General features: G+C 45.6%; 26 protein-coding genes. 14 read left to right on the forward strand and 12 right to left on the reverse strand.

Annotation, left to right across the window (positions count from 1 at the left end):
* Positions 1 to 800: 800 nt before the first annotated feature.
* Positions 801 to 2,270, forward strand: a complete 1,470-nt coding sequence (locus tag AAFP11_RS25170; protein WP_341739488.1) for a DUF4231 domain-containing protein — start codon at positions 801 to 803, stop codon at positions 2,268 to 2,270.
* Positions 2,271 to 2,489: 219 nt separating this feature from the next.
* Positions 2,490 to 4,778: a DUF4231 domain-containing protein gene (locus tag AAFP11_RS25175; protein WP_341739489.1), complete on the forward strand. Its 2,289-nt coding sequence runs from the start codon at positions 2,490 to 2,492 to the stop codon at positions 4,776 to 4,778.
* Positions 4,779 to 4,834: 56 nt separating this feature from the next.
* Here the strand turns inward: AAFP11_RS25175 and AAFP11_RS25180 are convergent, their stop codons facing one another.
* A complete protein-coding gene (locus tag AAFP11_RS25180) occupies positions 4,835 to 5,077 on the reverse strand; it encodes a helix-turn-helix transcriptional regulator (protein ID WP_341739490.1) in 243 nt (80 codons plus the stop codon).
* 173 nt (positions 5,078 to 5,250) lie between these two features.
* Between AAFP11_RS25180 and AAFP11_RS25185 the strand changes: the two genes are divergently transcribed.
* From AAFP11_RS25185 to AAFP11_RS25200, 4 genes are all read left to right on the forward strand, one after another.
* Positions 5,251 to 5,565, forward strand: coding sequence for a hypothetical protein (locus AAFP11_RS25185; protein ID WP_341739491.1), 315 nt, complete (start codon positions 5,251 to 5,253; stop codon positions 5,563 to 5,565).
* A 251-nt stretch (positions 5,566 to 5,816) separates the two neighbouring features.
* The gene (locus tag AAFP11_RS25190) at positions 5,817 to 6,188 is read left to right on the forward strand and encodes a hypothetical protein (protein WP_341739492.1); all 372 of its coding nucleotides are present in this window, start codon (positions 5,817 to 5,819) and stop codon (positions 6,186 to 6,188) included.
* Positions 6,189 to 6,193: 5 nt separating this feature from the next.
* Positions 6,194 to 6,613 (forward strand): HNH endonuclease signature motif containing protein, encoded by a 420-nt coding sequence (locus tag AAFP11_RS25195; protein WP_341739493.1) that lies wholly within the window; start codon positions 6,194 to 6,196, stop codon positions 6,611 to 6,613.
* A gap of 15 nt (positions 6,614 to 6,628) precedes the next feature.
* A complete protein-coding gene (locus AAFP11_RS25200; protein WP_341739494.1) occupies positions 6,629 to 6,757 on the forward strand; it encodes a hypothetical protein in 129 nt (42 codons plus the stop codon).
* Between the two features lie 111 nt (positions 6,758 to 6,868).
* Here AAFP11_RS25200 and AAFP11_RS25205 read toward each other — a convergent pair whose 3' ends face one another.
* Positions 6,869 to 9,010 (reverse strand): calcium-binding protein, encoded by a 2,142-nt coding sequence (locus AAFP11_RS25205; protein ID WP_341739495.1) that lies wholly within the window; start codon positions 9,008 to 9,010, stop codon positions 6,869 to 6,871.
* Between the two features lie 130 nt (positions 9,011 to 9,140).
* Between AAFP11_RS25205 and AAFP11_RS25210 the strand changes: the two genes are divergently transcribed.
* Positions 9,141 to 9,707, forward strand: coding sequence for a hypothetical protein (locus AAFP11_RS25210; protein ID WP_341739496.1), 567 nt, complete (start codon positions 9,141 to 9,143; stop codon positions 9,705 to 9,707).
* A 123-nt stretch (positions 9,708 to 9,830) separates the two neighbouring features.
* Entirely contained in the window at positions 9,831 to 10,124 is a 294-nt protein-coding gene (locus AAFP11_RS25215; protein WP_341739497.1) for a hypothetical protein, read from the forward strand.
* Positions 10,125 to 10,138: 14 nt separating this feature from the next.
* On the opposite strand, the gene AAFP11_RS25220 is transcribed toward AAFP11_RS25215, so the two are convergent.
* The 9 genes from AAFP11_RS25220 to ndhC form a co-directional block, all read right to left on the reverse strand.
* Positions 10,139 to 10,366, reverse strand: a complete 228-nt coding sequence (locus tag AAFP11_RS25220; RefSeq protein WP_341739498.1) for a type II toxin-antitoxin system HicB family antitoxin — start codon at positions 10,364 to 10,366, stop codon at positions 10,139 to 10,141.
* Positions 10,363 to 10,587, reverse strand: a complete 225-nt coding sequence (locus AAFP11_RS25225) for a type II toxin-antitoxin system HicA family toxin (RefSeq protein ID WP_341739504.1) — start codon at positions 10,585 to 10,587, stop codon at positions 10,363 to 10,365. The genes AAFP11_RS25220 and AAFP11_RS25225 overlap by 4 nt, the downstream gene beginning before the upstream one ends.
* Before the next feature lie 161 nt (positions 10,588 to 10,748).
* A complete protein-coding gene (locus AAFP11_RS25230; RefSeq protein ID WP_341739499.1) occupies positions 10,749 to 12,209 on the reverse strand; it encodes a class I SAM-dependent methyltransferase in 1,461 nt (486 codons plus the stop codon).
* The gene (locus AAFP11_RS25235; protein ID WP_341739500.1) at positions 12,206 to 12,868 is read right to left on the reverse strand and encodes a restriction endonuclease; all 663 of its coding nucleotides are present in this window, start codon (positions 12,866 to 12,868) and stop codon (positions 12,206 to 12,208) included. The genes AAFP11_RS25230 and AAFP11_RS25235 overlap by 4 nt, the downstream gene beginning before the upstream one ends.
* Positions 12,869 to 13,004: 136 nt before the next feature.
* A complete protein-coding gene (locus tag AAFP11_RS25240) occupies positions 13,005 to 13,253 on the reverse strand; it encodes a DUF4926 domain-containing protein (protein WP_340551470.1) in 249 nt (82 codons plus the stop codon).
* A gap of 18 nt (positions 13,254 to 13,271) precedes the next feature.
* Positions 13,272 to 13,604, reverse strand: a complete 333-nt coding sequence (locus tag AAFP11_RS25245) for a DUF6883 domain-containing protein (RefSeq protein ID WP_340551469.1) — start codon at positions 13,602 to 13,604, stop codon at positions 13,272 to 13,274.
* Positions 13,605 to 13,812: 208 nt separating this feature from the next.
* Entirely contained in the window at positions 13,813 to 14,316 is a 504-nt protein-coding gene (locus AAFP11_RS25250; protein WP_340521356.1) for an NAD(P)H-quinone oxidoreductase subunit J, read from the reverse strand.
* Positions 14,309 to 15,034: a photosynthetic/respiratory NAD(P)H-quinone oxidoreductase subunit K gene (gene ndhK / locus AAFP11_RS25255; protein WP_341739501.1), complete on the reverse strand. Its 726-nt coding sequence runs from the start codon at positions 15,032 to 15,034 to the stop codon at positions 14,309 to 14,311. Before ndhK ends, AAFP11_RS25250 begins: the two co-directional genes overlap by 8 nt.
* Complete coding sequence (gene ndhC / locus AAFP11_RS25260) at positions 15,025 to 15,387, reverse strand: photosynthetic/respiratory NAD(P)H-quinone oxidoreductase subunit C (protein WP_096831245.1); 363 nt, start codon at positions 15,385 to 15,387, stop codon at positions 15,025 to 15,027. The genes ndhK and ndhC overlap by 10 nt, the downstream gene beginning before the upstream one ends.
* A gap of 161 nt (positions 15,388 to 15,548) precedes the next feature.
* Here ndhC and AAFP11_RS25265 point away from each other — a divergent pair, with 161 nt between their 5' ends.
* The 6 genes from AAFP11_RS25265 (at position 15,549) to AAFP11_RS25290 (ending at position 17,737) form a co-directional block, all read left to right on the forward strand.
* Entirely contained in the window at positions 15,549 to 15,884 is a 336-nt protein-coding gene (locus AAFP11_RS25265) for a rubredoxin (protein WP_340521360.1), read from the forward strand.
* Positions 15,871 to 16,884 (forward strand): photosynthesis system II assembly factor Ycf48, encoded by a 1,014-nt coding sequence (locus tag AAFP11_RS25270; protein ID WP_341739502.1) that lies wholly within the window; start codon positions 15,871 to 15,873, stop codon positions 16,882 to 16,884. The genes AAFP11_RS25265 and AAFP11_RS25270 overlap by 14 nt, the downstream gene beginning before the upstream one ends.
* Before the next feature lie 53 nt (positions 16,885 to 16,937).
* Positions 16,938 to 17,186, forward strand: a complete 249-nt coding sequence (gene psbE, locus AAFP11_RS25275) for a cytochrome b559 subunit alpha (protein ID WP_006635503.1) — start codon at positions 16,938 to 16,940, stop codon at positions 17,184 to 17,186.
* A 21-nt stretch (positions 17,187 to 17,207) separates the two neighbouring features.
* Positions 17,208 to 17,345 carry a cytochrome b559 subunit beta gene (psbF, locus tag AAFP11_RS25280; RefSeq protein ID WP_340521364.1) on the forward strand — a complete coding sequence of 46 codons (138 nt, stop codon included), beginning with the start codon at positions 17,208 to 17,210 and terminating at the stop codon, positions 17,343 to 17,345.
* Between the two features lie 13 nt (positions 17,346 to 17,358).
* Complete coding sequence (locus tag AAFP11_RS25285; RefSeq protein ID WP_015176850.1) at positions 17,359 to 17,481, forward strand: photosystem II reaction center protein L; 123 nt, start codon at positions 17,359 to 17,361, stop codon at positions 17,479 to 17,481.
* A gap of 136 nt (positions 17,482 to 17,617) precedes the next feature.
* Positions 17,618 to 17,737: a photosystem II reaction center protein J gene (locus tag AAFP11_RS25290; protein WP_340521366.1), complete on the forward strand. Its 120-nt coding sequence runs from the start codon at positions 17,618 to 17,620 to the stop codon at positions 17,735 to 17,737.
* A gap of 227 nt (positions 17,738 to 17,964) precedes the next feature.
* Here the strand turns inward: AAFP11_RS25290 and AAFP11_RS25295 are convergent.
* Positions 17,965 to 19,434, reverse strand: a 1,470-nt coding sequence (locus tag AAFP11_RS25295; RefSeq protein ID WP_341739503.1) for an iron uptake porin, incomplete at its 5' end; no start/stop codon positions are given.

A 19,434-nucleotide genomic window follows, 5' to 3' on the forward strand; every position in this document is an offset into this window, starting at 1 on the left:
ATCCATCCGCCCACTCCTCAAAGCTATGCTTTGAGATTGTGAACAGATGGAATCCTCACCTCACACGCCTTTCATCCCACACTAACCGAGGCGGTATAGTGTGGGGATTCCCGTCTGTCTAGCTAATAACGAAAGCCTGGACTTACTTAGCTATTTCTGGATTTCTCCAGAAATGTCTGGGATTTTGGTAAGTCACGCGATCGGATTGGATGGGACTCGAACAACATCTAAACTGGCGCTAAACTGCCAGTGCGCCATCTGGTACACCGATTTTTGGGAAGATCCGGAATTTGACGGGGTTGTCACCCCGTGAACCCATACAGTGTTTACTTTTCCAACTGATTGACTAAGCACTGAATTATAAATAAGCTGTTCGACATTCAAACTGCACTATTTGTAGACCACGCCCCATACTGTAAGGGGTTGAAGCAATAAATTTAAATGACTAACGGCTTAATGATTGCTTTGTCATCTACCTATGGTACAATATATTTGTCTAATAAAACTTACTCAAGAAGCCATAAAACATCAATATTGTCGTCAGCAACTCTCTAGTAGACGAATAAATTGGCTGTTCTGAATTGGTGGTGGACTTGAATTCATACCTGTATTCAGCAACGCCAGTTTTGCGAGAGTGACAGAAGAGGGATAGTTCATAGGATTCCAGTCGTTGGTCATCAGTCGAACTAACAAAGCGCTTGCGCTATCGAACTGCTGCCTCGTGAAATAAAGGGGGTGAACAACTCGGATTTCGCAGCCACGATGCGGATCTAAACAATATAGTGCAAACAGAAGTCCACATGGCGAAAAAGACCTCGTATTACGACTACCTGCGCCAAGAAATGACCGATATGGTCGAGCAACTGGAGCTACCCGATCTTTGCAAACAGTCGCTCAAAAGTCGCTGGCTCGATCAAGTGGTTTGGGCGGATAAAAAAGCTGAACAATGCCGACGCTGGCACTATCGCTTGCGCCTGACGACGATCGTGGGTGGGGTAGTGTTGCCTGCCCTAGTTGGAATTAACTTTCAACTGGGCAAAGATAATGAATACTTTCGCATTTGGTTTCCTTACGTCCCGTTTGTCTTGAGCCAAGTTATCGCAGTCAGTGCGGCAACGGAAGAATTTTTGCGCTTTGGCGATCGCTGGCGCGAGTACCGAAAACTAGCCGAAGAGCTCAAAGCAGAAGGCTGGGAATACCTGCAATTGAGCGGCCCCTATCGCTACAAAACCCACGAAGAAGACGATAGTCCGCCTCCCCTGTCGCGCAGTCGGATGTCCGAAGTCAATGTCGAAGACTGGAAAGCCCTCAAACCGCCGACTGAGAATAAGGAATCTACAACCCACCAAGATGTCTATACCCTGTTTGCAGGTCGGATCGAAAGTCTGATTAAGAATGACGTACAAAGCTATATCGCGACGTTGCAACAAAAACAGGCTAAGGAGCAAGAACAAATCAAGCAAATCCTGACAACCGCCGAGAAGGTTTCCACCGATAAAACCTTGTTTGCACAGCGCACTCCTGGGCCTCAACTGCCGCCTTACGGGGCTGCCAACCCCCCTAACAATGGCTTTGGAGCAATGGGAATCCCAGCGCAACCTGCTGCGTTCAACGCTCCAGGAAACGCTACAGGGTACGCGATCGCACCAGTCCCCCCTCAGAATACCCCGATGCTGCAAACCGCGTTCGCCCAACCTCCCGCCGCCTTTGCACCCCCACCCGCACCGAGTGCCCCAATGCCTCAGCCGACTGTTGCCCAGCCTCCCGCCGTGTTTGCGCCTCCACCCGCACCGACACCAATGGCTTTTGCCCAGCCTCCTGCCGCATTGGCAGCAGCCCCCTCTGCCAGCGAGCCGGTGCAGCAAACCGCGATCGCCGACCTGAATGCTCGCATCCTCGCCTCCACCCTCAAACTGCGGGGAATGTCTACGGCCGACGGCCCTGATGGCGGCAACAACGCCTGCGCCTGGACGGTCAACAAAGTCATGCAGGATGCAGGTCTCAGCCAACTTGGCAGCAATCCCAATTACGTTCCCGCAGTCCTGGACGCGCTCAAACAAGGGCGAGGACAACTGGTGTCGAGAGAATCGTCGAAAGCGGGCGATTTGGTGGTTGCGAATGGGGAAGCACACATTGGGATTGGACTGACCGATTGTTGCAGTCGAGTCCTCTCCAACTCATCCTCTAGAGCTTGCTTTTTGTGGGAAAGCGATACGGATTTTGACGGCTACTACGGTGGACAGAGTACCATTTACCGCTTGAAAAGTTGAAAGTTGAAAGTTAAAAGTTGAAAATTAATCATGCTGACTGGGTTGAGTGTCGGAAATCCGGGACTGAATGCCTCCTCCAAAAATTAAGCTCTTCAGTGTCTGTCTCTAGCTATGATTTTCTGATGAGCATCTCGATCGACCTAAAAGATGGGTCGCCTATGCGGATTTTGCCTAACCTCAGATGTACCCCAACCCTCTACTCTCTAACAGAACATCCCGATGGCTAAGAAAAAGACCTACGAACAATACCTGCGCGAAGAGTTGGGAAGCTTAGTCGAACAGTTGAAACTCCCCAACCTCTACAAACAGTCGCTCAAACAGCGCTGGATCGATCAGGTAGTGTGGGCGGATAAAAAAGCGGATCAGTGCCGCCGGATGCACTACCGATTGCGTCTGACGACGATTATTAGCGGGGTGGTGCTGCCTGCTCTGGTGGGGATTAATATGCAACTGTCTAAAGATAATGCCTTCTTCCGCGATTGGTTTCCTTACGTCCCCTTTTTCTTAAGTCAGGTGATTGCCGTCAGTGCGGCGCTAGATGAGTTTCATCGCTATGGCGATCGCTGGCGAGATTATCGCAAAATGGCAGAAGACCTCAAGGCTGAAGGCTGGCAGTACGTGCAATTGAGTGGTTCCTACGACAACCTGGTCGAACATATCGACGGCTACGCGAACTTTGCCACCCGGGTCGAAAGCATCATCAAGAACGACGTACAAAACTACATCGCGACGTTGCAGCAACAGCAAGCCAAAGAAAACGAGCAAATCAAGCAAATTATTAAGACAGCCAACACTGTCGCCACCGATAAAACCCTGTTCGATCGACCCCAACCCGTCCGCCCCCCCCAACAGCAACAGCAACAGCAACAGCTTTGGGGGACTCCGGCTCCCGCCCTTCCTGCTGCTGGGGCTGCGGGCATTCTCCAAGTTCGCCAGAATACCGAATTCAAGCTCAGTCCCCAACATTCATCATTGTTGCCCGATAACTATAAGATTTGGGTCGGTGGCGGCAACAGCTTTGGCTTGATGTCCTATGCTCAAGCTGACAACAATCACCTGCAAGTGGCGATCGATCGCGGACTCGGCCCTGAAAACCGCAACGTCTGGTTTGTCAGCGCACCCGATGTCGCGATCGTTGGCAATAACGGGTCTAGTCCCGCCAATTTCATGATGCCCTCTGCTGCGCCAGCACCGATGATGGGTGCAACGGCCCCCGCTCCCAGCCCGATGATGGCGACCTCTGCCGCTCCCGCACCGATGATGGGTGCAACGACCCCCGCCCCAAGTCCGATGATGAGCGCTCCTCCGGCTCCCTCTGCCCCGGCGGCAAGCAACGGCGCAATTCAACTTCCCGTTCCCTTTTTCTCCCAACGAGACAATATGGAGCAACCCTACCGAACTTGCAATACCTCCAGTTGTGCGATGGTGGCTAAGTTCCTGGGGGCAAACATTTCTGGGGATGACAATTACTTCCAGTACGTGATTAAGTATGGCGATACCACCGACCATAGCGCCCAAACTCAGGCGCTGGCAGAACTGAAAATTCAATCAACCTGGAATACCAATCTCGATTTTGACGATCTGGATAAATCGCTAGCCAGTGGACTGCCTGCTGTCATTGGTATTCTGCATCACGGGCCACCGGAAGCACCTTCTGGCGGACATATGATTGTGGCGATCGGTCGCACGGCAGGCGGCGATTACATTATCAACGATCCCTTCGGCAATTTGTTGGACGGCTACGCTTCTGAAGAGGGCGGCGGATTGACCTATTCTCGCCGGGAATTGACCTGTCGCTGGACGGCAGATGGTCCGAAAACCGGCTGGGGACGGCTGTTTTACGGCAATAACCCACCGGGTACATCCGCCCAAAACGCACCAGCTCAAACTGCACCAGCTCAAACAGCACCAGTCCAAACAGCTCAAACTCTCTTCGCCTCTGGTACGGCTACGGCTGCGAGTCCCACGGCCAGCGCCCAATATATGACGGGCGAGCAACTGATTCAGATTGCCGGATCGAAGGCACCGAGCGATCGCCTGCGACAACTGGCCCCCAGCCTCAACGAGGTTCTTAATTACTATCAGATTAATACTCCCCTGCGCATCTGCCATTTCATTGCTCAGGTTGCTCATGAATCAGACTGTTTCAATGCAATGGAAGAATATGCTTCTGGTCAAGACTACGAGGGACGGGACGATTTGGGCAACACTCAACCGGGCGACGGCGCACGCTTTAAGGGACGGGGGTTAATGCAACTGACTGGGCGATCGAACTACGCCGAGTTTTCTAAGGCTATGGATAAGGATTTTATAGCTCAACCCCAACTCGTCGCACAGATTCCGTTTGCGATTTGGGTCGCAGGCTGGTACTGGGATACCCGACACCTCAACGACTATGCCGATCGAGATGACCTCGAAGGAGTCACCTTGCGCGTGAATGGGGGTTACAACGGCCTCGAAGATCGGCGGGACTATTTGCAAAAAGCGAAGTCGGTGCTGCGTGCCTAACTGGCGATCGAGCGAAAAAGCTGATACGAATCAGCAACTCTCTGTCAATCTCGATTCTATCCATCAGCATCATTGGGATAACCAAATTGGTCTGGTAATTCAGCAGAGGTAATTTGCAGAATCTCCAGCAACTTCTTGTATTGAACAGGCGTTAGCTTCGGTACAGATCGCCCCGCTTCCCAGTTACTGACTGTCGCTTCCGTAACTCCAAGTGCTTCTGCTAGCTGCTTTTGAGTCATAAACCGCTGAACTCTCAGTCGCATTAGGGGCGATCGATCGGCTCTTTCTGAGATTTCCATAGGCTATTTGTTAACTTATATTAATTTATTTATGTTTTATCTAAAATAATTGACACCAGCCCTAAATTAATTTAGATTTAAACAATAGAGATTTAGACAGCACCAGCTAAGCCACTTGTGCTGTAGGGGAATTGCTGTCTTTTCTTCAATCTGTTATTGTACGCGGTTTTACCGTGACAAAGCATCAAACCTATCCAAAATTATTCGTCAAAGCTATGTTGCAAGATTCATCATCGAACCAAACATCGCCCAATGTTTTAACCAACCAAATCAACCAAACCTTTGAGGGCTCACGCGAAGCAGTCCGTCACATCATCATCGGTTCACCCCTGGGAGTCCGCCGCACTATCCACCAACTACACGCATTACGGTATGCAGAGGTTGCTCGTTGGACTCATCCGATCGCCATTCCCGACGATCGCATCATTATTACACCGCAACATGGAGAAATCATGAGTCTTTTAGTCAAATTAATCCGGTTGGAATGAAGTTAGGACTTACCCAAGTCTCTAATCTGTAGGGTGCGTCGCTGTGAGATATTAAATAAAACTTGCAGATTGTAGATGGCGACGCACCGATGCGATATTAAAAACCGAATAAGAAGGCGAAGCGCCTACATCAGCGGTTAAAAAATAAAAACATCAATCAACTGGAATATTACCTAACTCAGATACAAAGACTGCCAGCAAGTAAAATATGGCATAGTATAGATAGATATTCATTTCATAGCATCCCACCTATGACTGCCAAAATCACCCTAAACTTGTCCGATGAAGTCTATCATCAAGCAGAATTACTAGCGCAGCAATGCCACCGCAGCGTCAGTGAAATTTTAGTAGAAACTCTAGAAAATTTTCTATTGCCAACCGCTAAACCAGTATCAGCATTGTCTGATTCGGAAGTAATCGCTTTAACTCAACTCCGGCTGCAACCAGTCCAAGAACAACGATTGAGTGAATTATTAGAACATCAACAATGCGGTACAATTACTCAATTTGAACGTGAAGAATTGCAGGTATTAATTCATATTTATGAAGCTCGATTACTGCGACAAGCTCAAGCCTTGAATGAATCTGTGCGACGCGGCTTGCTAGAACAATTACAAGGATAATTATAATGGCTGTTTCCGAACAAGTCAAAGCCATAATTCGCGCACAAGCTCAAAACCGATGCGGTTATTGCCGTAGTTTACAAATGTATGTCCTGGGAATATTGGAAATTGACCATATTATTCCCAAAGCATTTGGTGGCACTGACAATGAAGAAAATCTTTGGCTGGCCTGTAGTCTGTGCAATAATTACAAAGGAATCCAAACAGACGCATTAGATCCAGTCACGCAAATGCGAGTTACGTTGTTTAACCCGCGCACTCAGCAATGGTCAGAACATTTTGCTTGGAGTGAAGAAGGCACAGAAATTAGAGGAGTTACAGACTGCGGTCGCGGGACAGTCACAGCACTACAACTAAATAATAATATTGCTGTCACCGTTAGGCGTCAGTGGGTTAGTGCTGGCTGGCATCCGCCAACAGAATAAACTGCGACAATATAGATGAAGCCCGAAAACTCGACGATTTTTTCCTGGTTGGTATTAGTTTGTTTCTTTAAGCGCGATCGCACTTATCGGTTGGGAAGGGCGGGTTTATCAAGATTATCGGTGGGTGGCAAGAGCGATCGGTGAACCCGCCCGTACAATTTTTATTCAATATCGCCCTTAAACCAACTCCATATCACACTGGAAATGCCGAATGACCGTAGGGGCGGTGCCCCCGTGCCCGCCCCATTATTGCAGTTATCGCCGCGTCAAACCCTCTACCGAAGTAAGCGTATAGACGTTCTCCAAGAAATCTAGGGGATTAGGAGCTCCAAGAAGATCGAATGATAGTTGTTTGTAATCATTAGCAAATAGTAATCCTCCCCGTCCATTCCCAATGCTAGCGTCTAAGAAATTATCCAAGCTTTCACTACCCGGTCCTCCTAGCTCTCTGCCACGATTTGTCAAAGTGAAATTTAACTCTCCTTGACCCTTTTTATCTTCTGGAATTAGAAAACTGGTAGATCCAAGACCTTTTTGACCACTACCCGTGATCTCTACAATTCTGCTGTCGTTGGCCGGATTCGAGTATTTGACATTCAGGTTAGCAGTCCCCAGATAAGGGATAGCAGATGGTTCTATCTTTATTTTTAATGAGGCAGTGGATGGTGCTGGGGGACTTGGATTTGTACTTGGCGGTGGCGGAACTGTCGGAGATTGCGGATCGCAAGCATTGATTCCTAATTCTTTGCGAAGATTAGATGATAGTTCGCCTTTACCATCAAAGAAATATTTATTGATTCCACTAAATAAGTTTTGAACTGAATCGCCAATCTTAAGGAATTTTGTCAGTGGCTTAGGAAGAGGAATTTTATCTTCTGCCGCTCCTGTTACTGCTTCTTTGAGGGCTTTGTCATCGCCAAACAAAGCTGTACAAATAACACCAGAAGTTTGACTGATTACTTCAAATTCCTCAATGGCACTGCTACTCCCATTTACTGGTAATCGAAATTTTTCCAACACAGATCCAACCTTTGCAGCACCATCTTTCCATTTACTTACCATATCTGCTGTTTTTTCAAATGCGTCACAAAAACCTTTGCCAAAAATGCAACTAATCTCTAATGCTAAATTTCTGGCAAAGTCAGTTCCCAAGTCTCCAATTCTCCCAACTTCTGTTTCGCCTGTTGCACTTTTTTCTATTATGCTGCCTGAGTTATTGTCAATTCGTTGCATGATGACTGAGTTGGAGGAACCGGCTTGTTGGAGTTCCGCTCGCGTTCCTTCTGGATTGTAGCGAACTGTGAAGGGTTGAAGGCTACTGTTGCCCTGATTCGATGGTGTGTATCTGACAGATTCCTGATAAACTTGAGTGTTTGTTTTTTTGATTGTAGAAATAAGCTGACTTCCATCACTGCCTGCAAGAGTCATTTCATAAGTATCGGCTGATATCTGTCTGGCTTTTGGGATGTCATAAGTTACAATGTTTGCTTTTACTAAGCGTCCTCGCACGTCTGTTGGTGAGACTCCTGCAACTCGACCCAAGATCGCACCAGTAGCGCTATTTTTAATTACCGTATCTGAAGTTCCTGGTACGATAGAAGCAGCTTCTAAAGTCACTCCTGCTTCTGTTAAACCGTCAGTTAATCCAATAAAATCATCGCCTTTATTGAAGTCGGTGATTATATCGGCAGCAGAGGTCGTGATCGCAGCACTACCACTGGGCAAAACAAAAATATCTTGACCCGTACTGCCAGTCAAAGTATCTATCCCAAAGTCACCGTACAGGACATCATCACCATTGCCACCGTCTATTAAGTCATCACCCTTTCCCCCATAAATTGTGTCGTTCCCTTCGCCGCCGGAAAGATTATCGTTCCCTTGATTTCCGTTCAGAAAATCGTTTCCCGCGCCACCCTTGAGCAAATCAGCACCACCGAGGCCCTCAATTCTGTCATCCCCTCCGTCGCCACTGATGATATCCCCGGATTCCGAGCCTGTAATCGAATCTGCACCACCTAAACCTTGCAAACCGCCTATGAGAGTATCAAGCAAGCCGATCGCGATGGTGAATCTGTCGCTTCCCTCAGTTAAAATATAAGCACTACCATCCCTCGAAAGTGAGCCAATGCGTACTTGAGAAGTCGATCGCCCAATATCCCCATCAGCACTACCGGAAATCAAGTCGTTTCCTGTGTTACCATTCAAAAAGTCTGGCGCGATCGAACTTTCTAGCCTATCGTTGCTTCCCAAGCTCAAGATATTCTGGATATTCTGAGGATTTGATACTGTTTCGACCGTCGGGGCTTTTTTGAAGGGACAGCCGCAATCCGCTTGATCCTGGGCGCTGCTACCGTTCAGTATGTCATTCTTGTCCAGCAAAGCTAAATTGTCAGGCATATACTGTTACTCTGTGTTGGTGATTTAAGAAATCTACCTCACCTGTCTCATCTATGTCTTGACCAAAAAAGCCCTAAAAAGACTGAAAAAGCCCGAAGTTTCCTTAACTTTATATTTCTTAACTTAACCCATGCAGCCCAACGACGATCGCCCGTTGCAAGCCGTCCCTGACGAAAACGAACTGCTAAAATTAGTTGATGGCCTCATCTTCGAGAAAACTGGGAAACATCTCAACACGCTGCAACGGCTACTTTTTCAGGGAATGTATGATGGCAAAACCTACGAAACGATCGCCCGCGACACCCGCTACACTACAAAATATGTCCGAGAAGTCGGCTACAAGCTGCTCAAAACTCTCTCCGCAGTGATGGATGAAGAAATGCAAAAAGGCAATCTGAAAGCTGCTTGCGATCGCAGAAATATTAGTAATAACTCAAACTTCGGCAGAGATCAATATATTCAATCCGTCGAATACGTTCAGACACTCAACTTCAACCCTTGTCCTTCTTTACCTAGCGAATCTGACAATAATCACCTCACTGAATCCAGATTCAAAACTCAGATCGAACGGCTGGAAATAGATGTGGTTGAAGTCGTTTGCAAATTGCACAGTCAAGGTATCGAACCATGCCAAATCGCTTTGGTGCTTGGTTTGTCCGATTTGGCGATCGACCAAATATTGCGTGAATTATCATAGCTAAGGGCGATCGCGTGATTTAATGATACTTGTATCCTTAGCAATTAATTAATGAGTGGAATTAATCTCCCAATCACCCTTGACAGCAGGCACATTTACTTTATTATGGGGAGATAAAAGTTAATGTTGAAAACCGATACCACGTTACACCTCGAACCCGACCTAGTGAAGAATAACTGGGAGTTTACAGAGGTATGGATCGATCCAAATCTTTCACCTCCTTATTTGCTTTTGTTGCTAAGTGATGCTGAGGGTAATTGTCGGATTTACGATCCGGCTGAGCGTTATAAAATTATATTTTCCAGTCAAAGTTATGATGAGGCACAGTATTGGCTTTTAGAGGACGAGTATGAACCCATAGAAGGGCGTCTGAGAGTTTCGGAGTTAATCTGGGAATCTCCGAATCATGCTCAATGACTTCAAATCTACGTTCAAGCAAACAGCAAGTTTTCTGCTAAAGTTTTAGGTTGTGGCAGAGATTTACCATCTGCCTGATATTCTTCAACTAAAAGCTCTAATACCTCCACTGCATTCTGCAAAGCTTGTTCGTAGGTATCTCCGTAAGTGTGGAACTGCTGAGATGGAAAATCAGGTAAGTGAACTAGGTAGCAGTTATCTTCATCCGACCACTGAATAACAATTATATAAGGTAATTTCATGATTCAGATTCCTCTTCTTCAATTGCTTTCAATATTCCAATTTTTCGATTAACTTCTCTCTCTAAATACAGTTTTGCATCATCGCCATCATTTCCAGCAATGGTAATTGGTTCATTAGGTAGTAAAGGATGAAGCCATCTTGTATGACTGCCTTTTGCCGAACGATAAGTAAACCCAGCTTTTAGCAACAGGCTTTTGAGTTCTCTAATCTTTTTGGGCATCAGCAGACATTCAAAATGTGGCAAGGTGATGAGCATACTTTGATCATATCCTAGAAAGTAGCGTTTGTCAAAAAGTTCAAACCGAGTAAGTAGCCCTCAGTTTATCTCGAAATTTGTGATGCAGGCTGACTTTCTGGTCGTGTAAAAATCTGTTGCGTAAATCAGCGTGCATCTGCGGTTACAAATTCCGAATCTGCCAGCAGTGCTAGATTCAAACAATTTAAAACACTGGATTTTATCGGACGCTTTTCATCCCAAAATACGATCGCAGAATAAAACTTAATTGCAGCCGATGAATTCAAAAGCTCAAAAGTTTGACGTGCAACTTTCTCCTCATCAAAGCTGAGAAAGTAAACAGTATCATCAAAAATCACAGGTTTATTAGCGATTTCGCCGATTAACCTGAACTCCATTTTTTTATACAGCCCGCCGATCGCAATTTTCCAAGGTTTGAAGGTATAATCGCCCACTCCAAAAATGGCAAATCGAGGGCTGTTTTGATAAATTTTACTTTTTCGATTATCGAAATATTGCCCGCGAGACTCCAGATAACGCCAGGTTTTAGGAGCTATATTTTTGATATTTTCGGTTGATTCCCCGATGAATTTTTGAGTAATTAGCATATAGCGATCGGTAGCATTAATTCGATTTTGAGCAACACCAGATCCTTTAATGAGCGGAAAAAGATAAGTTTCCTCAATATCAGCAACTTCTCCCAATGTATTTACAAAATAATTGTCAATTTTCCTAAATTCCATTACACTAGAACAGTCATGCTTTACACCCGATCGCCATTTTGTCCCTGAATTCACAGCATATAAATCGCTCAATTTACTAAAAGCATCGATATTCTTAACCAGGAGATTATTGTGATATCCGATTCGGTGACATTCTGAACTTTCTAAACTGCTAAATACATCACAAAAGTAGTCGCGCGAATCAGTGTCAAACTTGCAGAATAATAAACAAGCATCAACATTTGCATCAAAATATTTTTTGGCATCTATTTTGTAAGTTGCACAGTCAGCGAGATTGAGTTTTTGAGAGTGAAGGTAATTCAATAACTTTCTAGCAGTAGAAGTCTTGCAAAGCATCGCCAGATCAGCATCGCGCTTTTGCAGCCATTGCACTACCTGAATCAACATCCATTCTGAGATATCAAAATTACTCTTACCTGTGAGAGCATCTAAGCCTTTGTGATTTTGAAAGTTGTTTTTTTGAGGTAAATTGTCGCTGCGAATAGTTCCTTGTTGCGAGTTTGTTACCCAAGGAAAATTGCCTAGTACCAGCAGTCTATCTGTGTATTGATTAACTAACGATTTCCAATCAAATTGAAAGAAATCTCCGTGGAAAATATCACATTTATCATCCTGAAATAATTGGTTATTTAGTCTAATTTGTGTTAAGTAATTTTGATTTATTTCAACCCCGATAATTTTGGCTGCGGATGGAAAAGAATGTGCAGCAGCTTGAATAAAATTACCGACACCGCACGTCGGCTCAATTATGGTGCTAGGATTGACATTAAGTTCTACTAATTTTCGACATACCATCTCAGCTAATGCCGGCGGTGTCTGAAAATCGCCGTATTCTAGTCTTGTTTTGCGATCGTGGGAATTCATCGGTTAGATTTATAAACTGCGATAACGCCTTCCTGTTGTCCAGCGCGCTCAATGACTCTGCCATACTGAAGTCGCCACTGCAACGCATTAGAAATGGTCAAAAAACCTTGCAATGGTGGATTTCTCAGTATTTCGTCTGCAATGTTACCTACTTCTATTTCATCAACTGGTAGATTTTTGTCAAACATGAAAGCCAGCAAATCATCTTTATTGCCTTCGTTGTCTAAAATATTCCGTATTCCACGGGTCATTTGAAAATCTCCTGTTCTTTCGGCACTTACGTAAATTGTATGCAAAATATTCAGCGTTGCAGTTCGGATCGTACTGTTGTCTGTCTTTTCGTAAACAAAGATAATCAGTGAATATCCCAGCCCAAAAATCTTTTGCCTTGCAGATTTGAAAGGACATGACGACTGCGGTTGCCTAACGCTTGTTACCTTCACGTCAACCAATATCCCTGGGAAGTCGATGCCACTTGCTGAATTGCCATCTATAAATTCATATTGCTCTTTGAGATAGAGTCTGAACTTTTGCTCCAAATATGTCCCAACAGCCTTTCCGTCTGTGATGCCGTAAAGCAAAGGTTCTGGGTGTTGAGACTCAGCGGCTGAGAATATTGCTGCCTCAGAACAAAGGATTTCTACGGTCAAAGTTGTCATTTTGATTGACCACCAGATTATTTATCTGTCATGCTGATAAAGTAAACAGTATCATTAAAGAGCGCAGGTTTATTAGCTATTTCACTTATCAACCTGAACTGCAATTTTTTATAAAGCCCGCAAGTTCTTCTCCTACTTATACTGCAACCATTTCGGGTTTGCGATCGGGTGATGCTGGCTCAAAATACAACACCATGATTTGCTCTGGATGCAGCCCGACAGATTCAAAAGTGCGTCCGTTGCGATCGCTAAATTCAACCTCAAACGCTGCACCATCAGCCAACAGTTCAACCACTGTCCCAACTTGTCCGCGCCACAGGTTGTATTCAGGAATATCAACTGTCAATGCAACGACATCTAGTAATTTAATTGTATTATTTACCACTTTTATTACCTCCAGATACTACAGCGGATAGCAGGTTGTTAATCTCGGAATCTCCGAATCATGCTCAATAATCCAGCCACTCCGAAGGGTTGCACTTCTATTTTGCCATTCAATTGTGAAATCTAGGGTGTAGCGTTGTCCGAACCCATCCCGCCTCCCTAACTGAGCTTCATGAGTTTGAATTACTTCAAGCAAAATTTGGCGCAATTCCTCAGCATTGTCAGGCATCATCCCCAGAATTGATGAAAAAAGCCGCGCTTTGTGTTTGCCATCGTCGTGTTCTGGATTTAGGCAGTAGTCACGAAGTTTACGAATATCAACAACTGCATTCTCTGCATTTGGAATGAGCATAGAAAATAGGAACCAGTTAATAAAAAAAATCGAGGGCGGATTTTACATAAAACTCAACTTTTTACTCGTTCCCAGGCTCTGCCTGGGAACGCAGATCCAGAGGCTCTGCCTCCAATTTTCCCATTTTTCCCAGCGAGGCAGAGCCTCTAGACATCGGTTCCCAGGCAGAGCCTAGGAACCAGTTATTTTGAGTTAAAAACTCAAAACATTAATAAGCGTCTTGCAATTCGTAAAAATCAGGGGAAATGTAATCTTTCCGCAACGGCCAGCCTACCCAATCTTCGTTCATCAAAATCCGTTTCAGATTCGGATGTCCTTCGTAGACGATGCCGTACATATCGTAGGATTCCCGTTCTTGAAAGTCCACTGCTTTCCAAATCCAGTAGACTGAGGGCACTCTCGGATCTTCGCGGGGAATAAATACTTTGACGCGGACTTCTTCGGGATGCGAAGCATTATCTGTCAGTTTAGCCAAGTGGTAGACGCTGACTAAATCTTGTCCAGGGCCTTGGTCGTAGGCGCACTGGCACTGCATATAATTGAACCCGTAGGCATACAGTGCTGTTGACATGGGAATTAAGAAGTCGCGATCGACCTTTAATATTTCCACACCCAAATTATCGGCCGCTAAAGCTTCGTGTTCAAAGCCATTCTGAGTCAGCCACTGAGAAACCTTCCCGGCTTCAACAATTGAGGTTTCTGTCTCAGCCACGTTCTACCTCCTGTTTTTGTGCACTCAGCAAAGCTGGTGGTACGGGCATTCCCATCGCTTCAGTCAATTCCTTCGGCGGCGCCATGCGGCCGGGAATTGACAAATATTTGCCGTCCAAAATGTCGTCTACTACCTTCATTTTGTGGGGTCTGGTGTAGTAGCGGTGGGTAGGCTGCAAGTTGCCGCGTTCTTGCATAGAATCGTTGGCGATTTTTTTCCGCAGTTTGATAATCGCGTCAATAATCGCTTCTGGACGGGGGGGGCAGCCTGGTATGTACACATCTACGGGAATCAGTTTGTCAACGCCTCTGACTGCTGTGGGGGAGTCTACGCTGAACATTCCGCCGGTGATCGTGCACGCGCCCATGGCGATGACGTATTTGGGTTCGGGCATTTGTTCGTACAGCCGCACCAAGATGGGGGCGTACTTCATGGTGATCGTGCCGGCGGTGATTAGCAAGTCGGCTTGTCGTGGGCTCGATCGCGGTACTAGGCCAAAGCGATCGAAGTCAAAGCGCGAACCAATCAAAGCTGCAAATTCGATGAAGCAGCAAGCAGTACCGTAAAGTAGCGGCCACAGACTCGAAAGTCTCGCCCAATTATAGAGGTCATCAACCGTAGTTAGGATGACATTCTCTGATAATTCCGAGGTGACTTCCGGCCGACTCGCGGGGTTGACAATTAGGGATTTTTGTGATTTGTCAGAACTTAAGACCATTCCAAGGCTCCTTTGCGCCATGCATAGACAAGAGCAATAACGAGGATCGTGATAAAAAACAAGGCTTCGATAAAAGCCAACAGTCCTAGCTGGTTGAAAGCAACCGCCCAAGGATAGAGGAAGACGGTCTCTACATCAAAGATGACGAAGACCAGGGCGAACATATAATATCGGATGTTGAACTGAATCCAGGCTCCGCCGATCGGCTCGACCCCAGATTCGTAGGTGGTCCGTCGGTCGTAGGGACGACTTTTGGGCCGCAGTACCTTCGCCGCCGTGAGGGCGAGGATAGGGACTAGGCTGGAAATTAACAGGAAGCCTAAGAAATACTCGTAGCCGCTAAGTGCAAACACGGTGAATTATTACTGCCTCTGTGAAAGGGTTCTGTAACTTGTCTTTACATTATATAGATTCTGGGTAGCTAAAATTACGAGTTAGTTGAGATTTATCGCCCATGTTCTGCAATAATTTTTAATGTATATTTTAAGATTAGCTAGCCTATTCTTTTCGATCTATGAGCGATCAAGCCACTGAGACTAAAAACCTCGATCGGCACGAGTGTCGCGCCTGCGGCTACGTCTACGATCCGAAAAAAGGGAATCCTAAAAATGACATCGCCCCTGGCACAGCTTTTGAAGATTTGCCCGCTACTTGGGTGTGTCCCGTTTGCGCGGGCCGCAAGTCGGTCTTTCAAAATCTGGGTCAGATGGAAGGAGTATCGGGATTTAAGGCAAATCAGCGCTACGGTGTCGGCGTCAACGGCATGACCGAAGGTCAGAAAAGTTTACTGATTTTTGGCGGCTTGGTCGTTGGTTTCTTGTTTTTACTTAGTATGTATGGTTTGCAGTAAGACGATTGTGAGATTTTGGCAACGAATTGTAATTTTATTGAGTGCGGCACTCATCTGTGCCAGTTGCAGCACCATTGGTTCTGTGAGTTACAACCCTTGGCAGGTAATTTCCTTGCCGACATCCGCTAATTTGCAGGATATTGCCTTTACGGGCAATGGTCAGCACGGCTGGGTTGTGGGTTCTGAGGCGACTCTGTTTGAAACTGTTGACGGCGGTTCTAATTGGAAACCGATCGCCCTGGATATCGACGATACCAGGTCGCGTTTTTCCTCGGTGAGTTTTTCCGGTTCCGAAGGCTGGATAGTCGGTCAGCCTTCAGTTTTGCTCCACACAGATGATGAGGGCAAATCTTGGACTCGGATTGCTTTGAGTTCTCAGTTACCGGGTTCTCCCAGTACGATCGTTGCCCAGGGCCCCAACTCGGCAGAAATGACGACGGATGTGGGGGCGATTTACCGGACGACTGACGGTGGCAAAAATTGGAAAGCTGTCGTTCAGGATTCCTTTGGAGTCGTTCGCAATATCAACCGTTCTGAAGACGGACAGTATGTTGCGGTTTCCTCCAAGGGCAATTTCTATTCCGTGTGGAAACCAGGACAGAATACTTGGGAACCTCACAACCGCAATAGTTCTCGTCGCTTGCAAAATATGGGCTTTACCAAGGATGGGCGTTTGTGGATGCTCGCCCGTGGTGGTCAAATTCAGTTTAGTGACCCGTCTAATCCTGAAGGTTGGGGAAAACCGTTTTTTCCCGATCGCAAAGCGAGTTGGGGTTTACTAGATATGGCTTACCGGACTGATAATGAAGTTTGGGTAGCCGGCGGCGGCGGCAATTTGCTGTGCAGTTTGGATGGCGGGAAAACTTGGCAAAAAGACCGCGAAGTAGAAGATGTTCCTGCTAATTTTTACAGGATTGTCTTTATGGGCCCAGAACGCGGATTTGTGATCGGCGCGAACGGTACTCTACTTAAATATCAAGGTTCCACGCAAGCTGCTTGATAGTAGAATAGTGATAGAGATTGTCTGTCGATTTGTTGAAAGGAGAATTTGAGATGGCCGGTACAACTGGAGAACGTCCCTTTGGTGACATTATTACAAGTATCCGTTATTGGGTAATTCACAGCATCACCATTCCAGCTTTGTTTATTGCTGGATGGCTGTTTGTGCAGACTGGTTTGGCCTATGATGCTTTTGGCACTCCTCGCCCTAACCAGTATTTCACCCCGCAACGGGAAGAAGTGCCGATTATTTCGGATCGCTTTGAAGCTAAAAAACAAGTAGATCAGTTCATTGCCAAGTAATTTAACAAGGAGTTAGAAAAAATGACTGGCAGAACCCCAAACAATGAGCCGATTTCCTATCCGATTTTTACGGTGCGGTGGTTGGCAGTTCATACTTTAGGTGTCCCAACTCTTTTCTTTTTGGGCGCGATCGCAGCAATGCAATTTATTCAACGATAGATAGGAGTTTACAATGCCTGAGCGCGTTCCTAATCCCAATGAGCAGCCTGTTGAATTAAACCGGACTTCTCTTTATTTGGGTTTGTTGCTGATTTTTGTTTTAGGTATTTTGTTTTCCAGTTATTTCTTTAACTAACTGGTGTTTCAATTTGATGTCGATTAAAGGCAGTTTGACAATGCCTTTAAGAATTACCATGGGGTAGTTTCTTGATAATCCCTGCCCCCAAAAGCCGGGAAGTCTCAATTAGTTGTGAAATAGTGAGGTTATGGCTATGTCTAGTGGTGGCAGAATTCCTTTGTGGCTAGTAGCTACTGTAGCTGGCCTCGGTGCTCTAAGCATTTTGGCTCTTTTCTTCTACGGTGCTTATGCCGGTTTAGGTTCTTCGATGTAAGGAGAATCCGACGTACTTTATGCGTCTAGCCCCCCTTGTTTAAGCAAGGGGGGTTTTATTTATCAAAAAATTGGGTAATATTAATTCCGGTTTTATCGGAATTATTAAACCACAGAGGACACAGAGGACACAGAGAAAGAGAAGAGAGAAATAATAATTCCGATGTCAACGGATTTGATATAAAAACCCCGTTTTTCAATAGGGCTTTCCCTCTATCATTGTCGATCTTAAAAACTAAACTGCGTCCGCAAATTGCCTACAAAAATAGTCGGATTGTTGTCAAAATTATTGGCATTACCAATCACATAAAGTGCAGGCACTATCGAAATATTGTCCGTAAGTGGTAAATAATAATTTGCTTCAATTTCATACTGAGTACCCCCATTGCCGCCCCCAGAAATCAGAAATCTGCGACCGCCGGTAACGTCGAAGGGTACTAAAAATGACATCGTAAACAAAGCCCCTTTTTTGATTAAATCGGGAAACGCTACTCCTAACTGATAAGATTGAGTTTTAATCGTGCCATCAGGTCGATTAGTTCGGGGAAATATATTGGTTTCGCCGTAGCCATAGCGACCGAACAGACCGAAACGGCGACTGACAGACCAATCGAAATTGAAACTAAAAGTATTCGCAGTAGCATCGCCAACTTTCCCGCCGAAACCGTCATCGGCCAAACCATTAATCGGTTTACCAACCGGGGCACCAATTAGTCCGCCTATTTGTCGAATGTTGGAACGAGAGTAGAGAAAGCGCAAATTTGCCCGATCGCTCGGACTAAAGGTTAACTCAACTGTACTCGTATTCGTCGCATTAAACAAGCCTTGAGATGGATTAGAAGCTGAGTTAAATACGGAAGAAGGTAAAAATTCCATACTCTCCCCCAAATAACCGAAACCCAGTTTAAATTGGCGACTCAGTTCCCACAACGCCAAAGCACCAGCACCGCGTTTAGTAGCAGTTAACAAGGTGCTGTTGTTAGAATTAAAGCTACTTGCACCATCGACAAAAAAGTTAAATTTATTGTTGTCAAAGTAACGATAAAAATTAATTCTTGGGCCGATTACTAATTGTAATTTGTTAGTAACTGGAAACCGATAGGAAAGTTCTCGCAGGATTACTTCATTAGGATTGCTTCCTGCTGTTTGATCCAGAAACGGAGTTCCAAATGTATTGAACAAACCCGCAGAAGTAAATTGATTGGCTGGGGAATTGCCATTACCTACTGCTAATTGCGTTATCAACTGGTCTTTGCCAGTAAAAGAAGTATTCAAAGTCAACCAAACTAACTGACTGAAGGTAACTTCTGGGTTGTCTACTTTCTGCACAATTGGTCTATTTGTTACAGGGTCTCGTCCGGCTGGACGAATCGGTAAAGCAGCTTTTGTGTCGGTAGTTTCTACTCTAATTTTATCATTTGCCCAAGCTCCCGTCACGTTGAACCAGGCAAATCCACTGAGTTTAGTTGTAGTCGAAAATTGGTTGGCTTCTAGTTCGGAAGTACGTGCTTCTAAAGCATCAACTCGTCCCCTTAATGTCGCTAATTCGGCGGCAAAGTCTTCTTGCAATTTTTGGACGGCAAGTAAATCTTCTTTCTTGACTAAATTCGCGGTTGATGTACCAATTTGTTTGGTGATTTGGTCTAAGCAGGCGTTTAATCCCGCAGCAAATTCGTAGCGAGTCATGGCCCGGTTGCC

The sequence above is a fragment of the Microcoleus sp. CAWBG640 genome (assembly GCF_020883015.1).
GTDB classification, from domain to species: domain Bacteria; phylum Cyanobacteriota; class Cyanobacteriia; order Cyanobacteriales; family Microcoleaceae; genus Microcoleus; species Microcoleus anatoxicus.

Bases quoted from the DNA above. Each gene is read 5' to 3' on its own strand.
- AAFP11_RS25235 (WP_341739500.1), bottom strand. From the start codon at position 12,868: ATGACAACTTTGACCGTAGAAATCCTTTGTTCTGAGGCAGCAATATTC.
- AAFP11_RS25270 (WP_341739502.1), top strand. From the start codon at position 15,871: ATGGTTTGCAGTAAGACGATTGTGAGATTTTGGCAACGAATTGTAATT.
- AAFP11_RS25175 (WP_341739489.1), top strand. From the start codon at position 2,490: ATGGCTAAGAAAAAGACCTACGAACAATACCTGCGCGAAGAGTTGGGA.
- AAFP11_RS25215 (WP_341739497.1), top strand. From the start codon at position 9,831: ATGTTGAAAACCGATACCACGTTACACCTCGAACCCGACCTAGTGAAG.
- AAFP11_RS25230 (WP_341739499.1), bottom strand. From the start codon at position 12,209: ATGAATTCCCACGATCGCAAAACAAGACTAGAATACGGCGATTTTCAG.
- psbE (WP_006635503.1), top strand. From the start codon at position 16,938: ATGGCCGGTACAACTGGAGAACGTCCCTTTGGTGACATTATTACAAGT.
- AAFP11_RS25285 (WP_015176850.1), top strand. From the start codon at position 17,359: ATGCCTGAGCGCGTTCCTAATCCCAATGAGCAGCCTGTTGAATTAAAC.
- AAFP11_RS25290 (WP_340521366.1), top strand. From the start codon at position 17,618: ATGTCTAGTGGTGGCAGAATTCCTTTGTGGCTAGTAGCTACTGTAGCT.
- AAFP11_RS25225 (WP_341739504.1), bottom strand. From the start codon at position 10,587: ATGCCCAAAAAGATTAGAGAACTCAAAAGCCTGTTGCTAAAAGCTGGG.
- AAFP11_RS25195 (WP_341739493.1), top strand. From the start codon at position 6,194: ATGGCTGTTTCCGAACAAGTCAAAGCCATAATTCGCGCACAAGCTCAA.
- ndhK (WP_341739501.1), bottom strand. From the start codon at position 15,034: ATGGTCTTAAGTTCTGACAAATCACAAAAATCCCTAATTGTCAACCCC.
- AAFP11_RS25265 (WP_340521360.1), top strand. From the start codon at position 15,549: ATGAGCGATCAAGCCACTGAGACTAAAAACCTCGATCGGCACGAGTGT.
- psbF (WP_340521364.1), top strand. From the start codon at position 17,208: ATGACTGGCAGAACCCCAAACAATGAGCCGATTTCCTATCCGATTTTT.
- AAFP11_RS25245 (WP_340551469.1), bottom strand. From the start codon at position 13,604: ATGCTCATTCCAAATGCAGAGAATGCAGTTGTTGATATTCGTAAACTT.
- AAFP11_RS25220 (WP_341739498.1), bottom strand. From the start codon at position 10,366: ATGAAATTACCTTATATAATTGTTATTCAGTGGTCGGATGAAGATAAC.
- AAFP11_RS25180 (WP_341739490.1), bottom strand. From the start codon at position 5,077: ATGGAAATCTCAGAAAGAGCCGATCGATCGCCCCTAATGCGACTGAGA.
- AAFP11_RS25190 (WP_341739492.1), top strand. From the start codon at position 5,817: ATGACTGCCAAAATCACCCTAAACTTGTCCGATGAAGTCTATCATCAA.
- AAFP11_RS25210 (WP_341739496.1), top strand. From the start codon at position 9,141: ATGCAGCCCAACGACGATCGCCCGTTGCAAGCCGTCCCTGACGAAAAC.
- AAFP11_RS25200 (WP_341739494.1), top strand. From the start codon at position 6,629: ATGAAGCCCGAAAACTCGACGATTTTTTCCTGGTTGGTATTAGTTTGT.
- AAFP11_RS25170 (WP_341739488.1), top strand. From the start codon at position 801: ATGGCGAAAAAGACCTCGTATTACGACTACCTGCGCCAAGAAATGACC.
- AAFP11_RS25205 (WP_341739495.1), bottom strand. From the start codon at position 9,010: ATGCCTGACAATTTAGCTTTGCTGGACAAGAATGACATACTGAACGGT.